At 68.8% G+C, this 11,447-nt stretch carries 9 protein-coding genes; 5 read left to right on the forward strand and 4 right to left on the reverse strand.

The window, feature by feature from the left end:
• Window positions 1–131 precede the first annotated feature (131 nt).
• Window positions 132–971 (reverse strand): NAD(P)-dependent oxidoreductase, encoded by an 840-nt coding sequence (locus ACV7NO_RS14595; protein WP_463406689.1) that lies wholly within the window; start codon window positions 969–971, stop codon window positions 132–134.
• Between the two features lie 181 nt (window positions 972–1,152).
• On the opposite strand from ACV7NO_RS14595, the gene ACV7NO_RS14600 reads away from it, so the two are divergent.
• On the forward strand, window positions 1,153–2,394 hold the full coding sequence (locus tag ACV7NO_RS14600; RefSeq protein ID WP_463406690.1) for a threonine ammonia-lyase: 1,242 nt from the start codon (window positions 1,153–1,155) through the stop codon (window positions 2,392–2,394).
• A 379-nt stretch (window positions 2,395–2,773) separates the two neighbouring features.
• On the forward strand, window positions 2,774–3,559 hold the full coding sequence (locus ACV7NO_RS14605) for an arginyltransferase (RefSeq protein ID WP_463406691.1): 786 nt from the start codon (window positions 2,774–2,776) through the stop codon (window positions 3,557–3,559).
• Window positions 3,560–3,599: 40 nt separating this feature from the next.
• Here the strand turns inward: ACV7NO_RS14605 and ACV7NO_RS14610 are convergent, their stop codons facing one another.
• From ACV7NO_RS14610 to ACV7NO_RS14620, 3 genes are all read right to left on the reverse strand, one after another.
• Entirely contained in the window at window positions 3,600–5,186 is a 1,587-nt protein-coding gene (locus tag ACV7NO_RS14610; RefSeq protein WP_463406692.1) for an AMP-binding protein, read from the reverse strand.
• The gene (locus ACV7NO_RS14615) at window positions 5,183–6,724 is read right to left on the reverse strand and encodes an acyl-CoA synthetase (protein ID WP_463406693.1); all 1,542 of its coding nucleotides are present in this window, start codon (window positions 6,722–6,724) and stop codon (window positions 5,183–5,185) included. Before ACV7NO_RS14615 ends, ACV7NO_RS14610 begins: the two co-directional genes overlap by 4 nt.
• Window positions 6,725–6,811: 87 nt before the next feature.
• Window positions 6,812–8,086 (reverse strand): acetyl-CoA C-acetyltransferase, encoded by a 1,275-nt coding sequence (locus ACV7NO_RS14620; protein WP_463406694.1) that lies wholly within the window; start codon window positions 8,084–8,086, stop codon window positions 6,812–6,814.
• An 84-nt stretch (window positions 8,087–8,170) separates the two neighbouring features.
• On the opposite strand from ACV7NO_RS14620, the gene ACV7NO_RS14625 reads away from it, so the two are divergent.
• The 3 genes from ACV7NO_RS14625 to ACV7NO_RS14635 all read left to right on the forward strand — a co-directional run bounded on the left by ACV7NO_RS14625 (window position 8,171) and on the right by ACV7NO_RS14635 (window position 11,395).
• Complete coding sequence (locus ACV7NO_RS14625; protein ID WP_463406695.1) at window positions 8,171–8,752, forward strand: TetR/AcrR family transcriptional regulator; 582 nt, start codon at window positions 8,171–8,173, stop codon at window positions 8,750–8,752.
• Window positions 8,749–9,708, forward strand: coding sequence for an NADPH:quinone oxidoreductase family protein (locus tag ACV7NO_RS14630; RefSeq protein ID WP_463406696.1), 960 nt, complete (start codon window positions 8,749–8,751; stop codon window positions 9,706–9,708). Before ACV7NO_RS14625 ends, ACV7NO_RS14630 begins: the two co-directional genes overlap by 4 nt.
• 79 nt (window positions 9,709–9,787) lie before the next feature.
• The gene (locus ACV7NO_RS14635; protein ID WP_463406697.1) at window positions 9,788–11,395 is read left to right on the forward strand and encodes a choline dehydrogenase; all 1,608 of its coding nucleotides are present in this window, start codon (window positions 9,788–9,790) and stop codon (window positions 11,393–11,395) included.
• Window positions 11,396–11,447 lie beyond the last annotated feature (52 nt).

An 11,447-nucleotide genomic window follows, 5' to 3' on the forward strand; every position in this document is an offset into this window, starting at 1 on the left:
CGCGAGAGCGACGAGCGCGCACGCTAGCCATCGTCCCAGCGAAAGCTGGGATCGCTCTCCTGTGCCACCACGGTCGCCCCTGCGGTACGAGATCCCGGCTTTCGCCGGGATGACGGAGACGTTCCCCCACCTCACTTCGGCAGCCTCCGCACGATCGCGCTGGTATCCTGTCGCGCACCGCCCATGCCCTGCACCTCGGCATAGAACTGGTCGACCAGCGCGGTCACCGGCAGCACCGCGCCGTTGCGCTTCGCCTCGTCGAGCGCGAGCCCCAGGTCCTTGCGCATCCAGTCGATCGCGAACCCGAAATCGAACCGGTCCTCGGTCATCGACTGCCAGCGGTTGACCATCTGCCAGCTCTGCGCCGCGCCGCCCGAGATCGCCTCCAGCACCTTCGCCGTGTCCAGCCCGCTCTTCTGCGCGAACCGCAATGCCTCCGCGACGCCCTCGATCACGCCCGCGATCGCGATCTGGTTGCACATCTTGGTCTGCTGCCCCGCGCCCGCGGCGCCGACATGGACGATCCGCGCGGCATAGGCCTGCATCAGCGGCACGGCCTTCGCCATCGCCTCCGCCGAGCCGCCGCACATGATCGACAGCGTGCCGCCTTCCGCGCCCGCCTGCCCGCCCGACACCGGCGCGTCGACCACCAGCGCGCGTTCCCCGGCGAGCCGTCGCGCGATATCGGCGGAGACGGTGGTGTGGTCGACGAACACCGCATCGTCGCGCATCGCCGCGAACGCGCCGTCGGTGCCCAGCGTCACGCTCTCCAGATCCGCATCGTTGCCGACGCAGGCGAACACCGCGTCACAGTCCTTCGCGGCGGCCGCAGGCGTGTCCGCGACCGCCAGCCCGGTCGCCTCCGCCTTCGCGCGCGTGCGGTTGTAGACGATGACGGCGTGCCCGGCCTTCGCCAGATGCCCTGCGATCGGGGCGCCCATCACGCCCGTGCCGATGAATGCGATCCTCATGGCGCCCGCGATAGGCGGTGTTTCCCCCACGCGCCAGATGGTCTAGTGCGCCCGCATCTCCACCGTTCGGGCTGAGCTTGTCGAAGCCCTGCCCTTTTCTTTCCCGGTCGGAGAAGAAGGACAGCCCCCTTCGGCGAAGCTCAGGACGGGCTTCGACAAGCTCAGGGCGAACGGAGGTTTTGTGGCGACCGTGTTGAAGACCGAAGACACCCTGCCCGTCTCGATCGAGGACGTCCGCACCGCGCATGATCGTATTCGCGATTCGATCGTGCGCACCCCCACGCTCATCAGCCGCACGCTGTCGCAGCTGACCGGCGCGACCGTGTACCTGAAGTTCGAGAACCTCCAGTTCACCGCCGCCTTCAAGGAGCGCGGCGCGCTCAACACGCTGCTCCAGCTCGACGCGGCGGCGCGCGCCAAGGGCGTGATCGCGGCGTCGGCAGGCAATCATGCGCAGGGCGTCGCCTACAACGCCCACCGGCTCGGCATCCCCGCCACGATCGTGATGCCGCGCACCACCCCGACCGTGAAGGTGATGCAGACCGAGAGCCACGGCGCCAGCGTGATCCTCGAGGGCGACACCTTCGACGACGCCTATGCGCACGCGCGCGTGCTCGAGGCGCGGCAGGGCTACACCTTCGTCCACCCGTTCGACGACGCGCGCGTCATCGCCGGACAGGGCACCGTCGCGCTCGAGATGCTGGAGGACGTGCCCGCGATCGACACGATCGTCACGCCGATCGGCGGCGGCGGGCTGATCTCCGGCATGGCCACCGTCGCCAAGGCGGCGGGCCGCGATATCGATGTGGTCGGCGTCGAGGCGGAGCTGTTCCCGTCGATGTACAACCGCATCAACGGCACGACGATGCCATGCGCGGGCGACACGCTGGCGGAAGGCATCGCGGTCAAGGAACCCGGCGGCATCACCGCGAAGATGGTCGCGCGGCTGGTCGACGACATCGTGCTGGTCAGCGAGCGCAGTCTCGAACAGGCGGTCAGCCTGCTGCTCCAGATCGAGAAGACCGTGGTCGAGGGCGCGGGGGCCGCCGGCCTCGCCGCGCTGCTCCAGCATCCCGGACGGTTCGCGGGGAAGACGGTCGGCGTCGTGCTGTGCGGCGGCAACATCGACACCCGGCTGCTCGCCAACGTGCTGCTGCGCGATCTCGCGCGCTCGGGCCGGCTCGCGCGGCTGCGCATCCGGCTCCAGGACCAGCCCGGCGCGCTCTACAACGTCGCGCGGATCTTCGATCAGGAACGCGTCAACATCATCGAGGTGTATCACCAGCGCGTCTTCACGACGCTTCCCGCCAAGGGCCTCATCACCGACATCGAGTGCGAAGCCCGCGACCGCGCGCATCTCGACCGGCTCGTCGCCGCGCTGATCGCGGCGGGATACGAGACGACGACGGTGGAGCTGGCATAGGACGCATCCATTCCCGCCCACTCCGTTCGTCTCGAGTAGGGATCGAGCGAAGTCGAGAGGCCGTATCGAGAGACCTGCTTGTGAGGCGAGCTCTCGATACGCCGTCTCGACTTCGGCGCTTGCGCCGAAGTTTATCCTGAGCGGCTGGCTTGCCAGCCAGCCGAAGGGCTCGACGGCTACTCGAGACGAACGGATGGTCCTCCCCCGCCCCCGCCCCCGCCCCCGCCCCCGCCCCCGCCCCCGCCAAACGCGTGCTGGAAAGACTCTTTCGCACGCGTTAACCCTCTATCATGGTAAAGCCGCTTTTCAGCGCCCCGCCGACGATTCATAGCAGGGGCGACGGCGCGTCGGACGCGTGCCGAAAAGGGGTTTGCCGGCGGTGACTGCGCCTTTCCGTTTTCCGCGTTTCTTCGTGACGAGCCCCGCGCCGTGCCCGTACCTGCCCGACCGGCAGGAACGGAAGGTGTTCACCGAACTCACCGGGCCGCACGCTACCGAGCTGAACGACGCGCTCGGCCGGATCGGCTTTCGCCGCAGCCAGGGCGTCGCCTATCGCCCCAGCTGCGCGGGGTGCAGCGCGTGCGTGTCGGTGCGCGTCGTCACGCATGATTTCGAGGCGAATGCAACGCAGCGCAAGCTGATCCGCCGCCACGCCGATCTCGAAGTCAACGCCTGCCGCCCCTGGGCGACCGACGAGCAGTACCAGCTGTTGCGCGGCTATCTCGGCGCGCGCCACCCCGGCGGCGGGATGGCCGGGATGGACGAGGACGACTATGCCGACATGATCGAGCAGTCGCCGGTCAATTCCGTCATCGTCGAATATCGCGAGCCTGGCACCAACGGAGAGCGCGGCCGCCTCGTCGGCGCGTGCCTGACGGACCGGCAGGCGGACGGCCTGTCGATGATCTACAGCTTCTTCGCCGCGGACGAAGAGGCGCGTCCCGGCCTCGGCACGCTCATCATCCTCGATCACATCCTGCGCGCGCGCGCCGCCGGGCTGCCCTATGTCTATCTGGGCTATTGGGTGAAGGGCTCCGCGCGGATGGCCTACAAGGTCCGCTACCGCCCGATCGAGGTGCTCGGCCCCAGCGGCTGGGCCCTGCTGCGCGACGAGGCCGCGGTGACGGGCATGCCGGCGATGGAGCGCACGCTCGCGCCCTTGTGAAGCTACCGTCACACCGGATCAAATCCGGGGTGACGAACACTCAAATCCCCGCGATCGCCTTCGCCTTCGCGTAATCCGCCTTCCCGTTCGCAGCCCTCAGCGATTCCCCCGTCACCGCGATCCGCTTCGGGCATTTATATCCCGCAAGCACGCCGTGGACATGCGCGCGCAACTCGCCTTCGTCGGCCCCGCCCGTCGCCTGCACCGTCGCCGCGACCGCCTGCCCCCATCGCTCGTCGGGCACGCCGTAGACCAGCGCGTCGTCGACCGCGGCATGCGTCTTCAGCGCCTCCTCGACCTCCTCGGGAAACACCTTCTCGCCTGCGGTATTGATGCACGCCGAGCCGCGGCCGAGCAGCACCAGCGTGCCGTCCGCCAACACCTGCGCGAAATCGCCCGACACGGTGTAGCGCGCGCCGCCGATCTCGCGGAACACCCGCGCGCTCTTCTCCGGGTCCTTGTGATAGCCGACCGGCATCGGCGCGCCGAGCACCACCTTGCCGGTCGCGCCCGATCCCGGCGCCACGTCGACATCGTCGTCGTCGAGCACGCGGCACCGCGTGCCGAGCATGAACCGTGCAGTTTCGACGGTGCCGTCGCGCGTCGTCATCGACGCGCCCATCCCCAGCGCCTCCGACGACGAGAAATTGTCCTGGCACACCGCATCGGGCATGTGCGCGAGCAGCCCGGCCTTGACGCCCTGCGTCCACATCACCCCCGACGACACGATCAGCCGTACGCTCGACACGTCCCAGCGGCCCGGCTCGCGATCGAGCGCGTCGAGTACCGGCCGGGCGAATGCGTCCCCCACCACGATGATACGGGTCGCGCGCCAGCGATCGACCGCGTCGAGGACTTCCTCGGCATGAAAATGCAGGCTCGGCAGCGTGGCGACGAACCCGCCCGCCAGCAGCGCGCCATAGGCGCTGAGCAGCCCCGTCCCATGCATCAGCGGCGGCCCGCACACCACCTTCGGGTAATCCGGGTTGGCGGCCGCGAACGTCGCCGCCTCCGCCAGATCCTGCGGCACCGGCAGCCCCTGCGACGCCGCGATTCCCAGGCCGATCGCGTTCAGGTCGCGGTGCGCCCACACCACGCCCTTGGGCATGCCGGTGGTGCCGCCGGTATAGAGGAACAGCTGGTCGTCGGGCGAGCGTTCGATCGTCAGCGGTTCGCCCTCGCCCGTCTCCGCCAGATCGGCGAAGCGCTCCGCGAACGGCGCGGCCTCCTCGCCGATTTCGATATAGGTCCGCACCTTGCTGGCGCGCCCGACCACCGCGGCCACCGCGTCGCGCAATGGCGTACCGTAGATCAGTACCGTCGCATCCGAATCGTCGAGGATGTACGCGAGTTCGTCCGCCACATAGCGATAGTTGACGTTGACATGGGTCCCCCGCGCCTTCCAGCACGCCACCAGCGCGACGAGATAGTCCGCGCAATTGTGGCAATAGAACGCCAGCCGCTCGCCCGGCACGAACGCCCGCGCCACCAGCGCCTGCGCGAGATTGTTCGACCGCCGGCGCAGCTCGCCCCAGTCGATCACCTGGTCGCCATGCGCCAGCGCGACGCGGTCGGCGGGGATCTCCGCCTCGACCGCCTCGATCATGTCCGCGAAGTTCCAGCTCATGCCGGCGTGCCCGTTTTCCAGTACTCGTCGCGCAAGAGCCGCTTGTAGAGCTTGCCCGTTTCCGCACGCGGAAGTTCGTCGCGAAAGTCGAACCGGCGCGGCGCCTTCACATGACTCAGGTTCGCACGCGCGAACGCGTTGAGCCGATCCGCCAGCGCTGCGCGGTCCGCGCCAAGGTCGCGCGGCTGGACGATCGCGATCACCTCCTCGCCCATCTCCTCGTGCGGCGCGCCGATCACCGCGACGTCCGCCACCTCCGGGTGCGTCACCAGCAGGTTCTCGATCTCGGCGGGATAGATGTTCACCCCGCCCGAGATAATCATGAAGCTCTTGCGATCGGTAAGGTACAGATACCCCTCCTCGTCGATCCAGCCGACATCGCCCAGCGTCGTCCAGCCATGCCGGTTCGCGGACTCCGCGGTCTTGCCCGGGTCGTTGTGATATTCGTAGGCGGGCCCGTTCGCGAAATAGACGGTCCCCTCGGTCCGCGGCGCGTCGATCGGATCGCCCTCGTCGTCGCAGATCTTCGTCTCGGACGTCAGGTTGCGCCCCACCGATCCGCGGTGCGTCAGCCATTCCGCGGCGGAGATCGCGTGGAACCCGCTGCCCTCGGTCCCCGCATAATATTCCCCGACGATCGGCCCCCACCAGTCGATCATCGCCTGTTTGACCGGGATCGGGCACGGCGCCGCGGCGTGCCACACGGCCTGCAAGGACGAGACGTCGTACGTCGCGCGCACGTCGTCGGGCAGCTTGAGCATGCGGATGAAGTGCGTCGGCACCCACTGCGCATGCGTCACGCGGTAGCGCCCGATATACTCGAGCGCCATCTCGGGATCGAACTTCTCCATCACCACCACGGTGCCGCCCAGTGACTGCACCGCCATCGACCAGCGCAGCGGGGCCGCATGGTACAGCGGGGCGGGGCTGAGATAGATCATGTCGGGCGTGAACGCGTACAGCCCCACTCCCAGGCGGACGAGCGGGGTCACCTCCTCGCCCATTCCCAGTTCGCTCAGCTTGTGCTTCACCCCCTTGGGCTGTCCCGTCGTCCCCGACGAGTACAGCATGATCCCGCCCGGCGAGCGGTCCGCGATCGCCTCCGCGGGCATCGCCGCGCGCGCATCCTCGAAGCTGTCGTACCCGGGGATCGTCCCGTCGACCATGAAGCGCCGCACGTCCGGGATCGCGGGCAGCAGCGCTTCCGCACACCCCGCCACCCCCTTTGACGCGACCAGCACGCGGCAATCGCCGTCGCGCAGGATATATTCCGCTTCCGCCGCGGTCAGCTTCGACGAGATCGCGGTGCAATAGACGCCGCTGCGCTCCGCCGCCCACATCACTTCCAGATACCGCGCCGAATTGTCCATCAGCACCGCCATCCCGTCGCCGCGCTTCAGCCCCAGCGACCGGATCAGCTGCGATCCCTGGTCCGCGCGCGCGTCGAGCTGGCCATAGGTGACGGTCTCGCCGGACGCCGCCATGATATAGGCGGGCTTGTCGGGCGTGTTCCGGGCGTGGGCCAGGGGATGGAGCATGATATCCTCTCGTCGCCGCCGCGATTGCGCTGGTCGGCCTTATGGCGACGGAAGCGGGGACAGTCCCCGCCCCCGTCCGTTCTCGCGTCAGCCGTCGACGCGCTCGACGATGATTGCCGGCGCCATCCCGCCCGCCGCGCACATCGTGACGAGGCCGTAGCGCCCGCCGGTCCGCTCCAGTTCGTCCACCACCGTGCCGATCAGGATCGCGCCCGTCGCGCCGATCGGATGCCCGAGCGCGATCGATCCGCCGTTGACATTCACCTTCGCGCGATCGAGGTCCAGGTCGCGGATGAACTTCTCCGCCACCACCGCGAACGCCTCGTTGATCTCCCAAAGGTCGATATCCTCGACCGACAGTCCCGCCTTCGCGAGCACCTTGCGCGCCGCCGGGACCGGCGCGTTGAGCATCAGCGTGGGATCGTCGCCGATATTGGCCATCGCGACGATCCTCGCACGCGGCTTCAGCCCGTGCGCGTCGGCATAGGCCTTCGACGCCAGCAGCACCGCGGCCGCACCGTCGACGACGCCGCTCGAATTGCCCGCATGGTGGAAATGCTCGATCGTCAGGTCGGGGTATTTCGCGTTGATCTGCTTGCGGAAGGTGCTGCCCTTCGCGTCGTACGGCATGTCCGCGATCGCGGTGAACGAGGGTTTCAGCGCGGCCAGTCCTTCCGCGGTCGTCTGCGGCCGGGGATATTCGTCACGGTCGAGAACCACGTTTCCAGCATCGTCGACGACGGGCACGATCGACTTGTCGAATCGCCCCTCGTCCATCGCGATCTTCGCCTTGCGCTGGCTTTCCAGCCCCAGCGCGTCCAGCGCTTCGCGGTCGATCCCTTCCATGCTCGCGATCGCGTCGCCGCACACGCCCTGGTGCGATTGCGGATGCGACAGGTTCAGCCGCGGATTGCCCGATCCCATCAGCTGCGGCGGCTTGCCCGCCTGCATGTCCTCCACGGACATCGCCGCGGTCAGCGACATCATCTCGGTCCCCCCGGCGATGACGAGGTCTTCCATGCCGCTCATGATCTGCGCCGCGGCGAAATTCACCGCGGTGATCCCGCCCCCGCAAAACCGGTCGAGCGTCGTGCCGCTGGCCTTGACGTCGTATCCCGCGTCGAGCGCCGCCATCCGCCCCAGGTCGCCACCCTGCTTCCCGCGCTGCGTGCTGGTCGACCAGATGATGTCATCGACGTCCGCGGTGTCGATCCCGTTGCGCTCCCTGATCGCCTTCAGCACCGTCGCCGCCAGATGCTGTGGATGCATGTCCGCCAGCGCGCCCCCGATCTTCCCGTTGGCGCCCTGCTTGCCGATCCCGCGGGGTGTACGGCACGCGTCGATGATATAGGCGTCTGGCATGAAATCGCTCTCCGTCCACTTTCCGACCGTCTGGCGTCTTTACGCCCGCGCCGTTCCAGCATAACCTTCGTTATGGTCGATGCGATGTCAAGTCCGAGCCGGTCACCCGCCGCTGCCGCGCGGGCCCCCGATCTGACGCAGAAGGACTGGCTGGAGGCCGGGCAGTCGCTGCTTCGCCGTGGTGGGCTGCGCGCGCTCAAGCTGCGCCCGCTGGCGGAGGAACTGCGCGTCTCGACCGGCAGCTTCTACCATCATTTCGCGGACTTCGCGGCGTACCAGGACCGGCTGGCCGACTATTTCTCCGACGCGCACATCGCGGAACTGGTGGAGTCGCTCAAGCGCGCCGCGCCCGATCCGATCGATCGCATCCGCCTGCTGGGCCAGACCGTCCGGCGGCGCGGGCTATCGCGCCTCGGCATCGCGATGCGCGCCTGGGCGGAGAGCGACAGCCGCGCGCAGGCCGCGGTCGAGCGCCACGACGCGATGTTGCTTCGCTTCATCGGCGCCTGCCTGGAGGAAGCCGGGTTCGATCGCGAGGAGGCGGACATACGCGCCTATGCGCTGATGATGCTCGGTCACGGCAAGCTCCACGCGCCGCATCTCGACATGAACACGTTGTTCGAACGCATGCTGTCGATCCTCGCGGTCCCGCCGGAACAGGCGTGAAGGCGCTCGTCGTCTCCGCGCTGTCGCCGGATCTGTCCGGCACCGCGATCGCCGACGTCACCGCGCCCGCCGCGGCGCCGGGGACGGTCACGATCCGCGTCCGCGCGGCGTCGCTCAACTATCCCGATCTGCTGATGACGCGCGGCGAATACCAGTTGAAGCCACCGCTCCCCTTCGTCCCCGGCATGGAAGTCGCGGGCGAGGTGATCGCCGGAGACGGGTTCGCCCCCGGTGAAGCGGTCGTCGCAGGCACCCGGCTCGGCGGGTTCGCCGAGATCGTCCGCGTCGACGCCGCCGCGGTCCGCCGCAAGCCCGCCCACCTCTCCTTCGCCGAGGCCGCCAGCGTCGGCACCGCCTATCTCACCGCCTATGTCGCGCTCGTCCGCCTCGCGCGGGTCGAGCCCGGCGAGTGGGTTCTCGTCCACGGCGCGACCGGGGGCGTCGGGCTCGCCGCGGTCGATCTCGCGGGCGCGCTCGGCTGCCGCGTCATCGCCACCTCGCGCTCGGTGGAGAAGCTGGCGACCGTCATGGGGGATTATGCCCCCGCCGCGATCGTCCCCTCGCCGGGCTTCCGCGATGCGGTGAAGGATCTGACCGGCGACGGCGCGGATGTGGTGTTCGATCCCGTCGGCGGTGACGTGTTCGACGAATCGACCCGCTGTGTCGCGTTCGGCGGGCGCCTGCTGGTCGTCGGCTTCGCCTCGGGCCGGATCGCGGACGTCGCCACCAACATCCCGCTCATCAAGGGCTTCTCGGTGATCGGGGTGCGCGCGGGCGAATATGGCCGACGCTTTCCCGAGCAGGGCGCGGAAAATCTCGACGCGATCTGGGCGCTGGCCGAGGCGGGCACGATCCGCCCCCGCGTCCACGCCGAGTATCCGCTGTCCGACTGGCGCGCCGCCTTCGACGCGATGCGCGCAAGCGACATGGTCGGAAAGCTGGTGCTGGTGCCGTAGAATGAAGAACCCCCTCCCCGTTCGGGCTGAGCCTGTCGAAGGGCGAACGGAAATATGGGGGAAGCAGGAGAGAGAGCGAATGACCGGCTACGATTACGTCATCATCGGCGGCGGCAGCGCCGGCTGCACCCTCGCTGCACGGCTGAGCGAAGACCCCGCCGCCACCGTATGCCTGCTCGAGGCGGGCGGCACGAACATGGAGATGATCGTCCGCATGCCCGCCGGCGTCGGCAATCTCATCAAGAAGAAGTCGAAGCACAATTGGGGCTTCTGGACCCAGCCCGAGCCGCACATGGACAACCGCCGGCTCTGGTGGCCGCGCGGCCGGGGGCTGGGCGGCAGCTCGTCGATCAACGGCATGGTCTACACCCGCGGCCACCCGCAGGATTATGACGAGTGGCGCCAGATGGGGCTCGCCGGCTGGGCATTCGACGACGTCCTCCCCTATTTCCGCAGGCTCGAGGGGCATCACCGCGGCGGCGAGCTGCACGGCAGCGACGGCCCCTTGCGCATCTCGGGCGGCGAAAGCGACAGCCCGTTCCACGACGCGCTGATCGCCGCCGGGCAGCAGGCAGGCTACCCCGTCACCCCCGATTTCAACGGCGACGCGCAGGAGGGCTTCGGCCGCTACGATCTGACGATCAACGGCGGCCAGCGCTGGTCGACCGCCGCCGCCTATCTCCGCCCGGTGCTGGAGCGCGCGAACCTGACGGTCGTCACCGGCGCGCGAACCACGCGCATCGTCCTGGAGCGCGGCCGCGCGGTCGCGGTCGAATACGCGGTCGGTCGCCGCCGCGCGCGCGTCGAGGTCGCGGGCGAGGTGCTGCTGTCGGCGGGCGCGGTCCAGTCGCCGCAGATCCTCCAGCTCTCGGGCATCGGCGATCCTGCGCGGCTCTCGGCGGCGGGCGTCACGCCGGTCCACGATCTGCCCGGCGTCGGCGAGAACCTCCAGGACCATCTCGACATCATCATGAACTGGTCGTGCCACGATCTCGTCACCGGCTATTCCGCGACGAAGGGGCTGCGGCAGCTCGCGGTCGGGCTCGAATATCTCTTCAAGGGCACCGGGCTCGGCCGCCAGCAATTCCTGGAGAGCGGCGCGTTCGTCCGCTCGCGCGAGGGGCTGTCGCGCCCCGACGTCCAGATCCACGGCGTGCTGGCGATCATGCGCGACCATGGCAAGGTGAAGGTGAAGCGCGACGGATTCTCGCTCCACCTCTGCCAGCTCCGCCCCGAAAGCCGCGGCCGGATAGGGCTGGCGTCGGCCGATCCGTTCGCAGACCCCACGATCTTCGCCAACTATCTCGCCACCCCCGAGGATCGCCGCGTGATGCGCGAATGCGTGAAGATCGCGCGCGACGTCGCGTCACAGACGGCGCTCGATCCCTATCGCGGCGACGAACTCGCCCCCGGCCGCGATGTCCGGACCGATGCCGAGATCGACGCCTGGGTCCGCGCCAATGCGGAGACGATCTACCACCCCGTCGGCACCTGCCGCATGGGCGCCGACGACGACGCCCGCGCGGTGGTCGACGCGCGACTCAAGGTGCGCGGGCTGGACGGGCTGCGCGTGATCGACGCCTCGGTGATGCCCACGCTCATCGGCTCGAACACCAACGCGCCCACGATCATGATCGCGGAAAAGGCGGCGGACATGATCCGCGAACGCGTCGCGGTGGCGGCGTGACAAACGCCACTTGACCGTTCGCGCCGAGTTGTCGGAACACTGCTCTTCTTTC

This window comes from Sphingomonas sp. Ell38C01 (assembly GCF_055231975.1).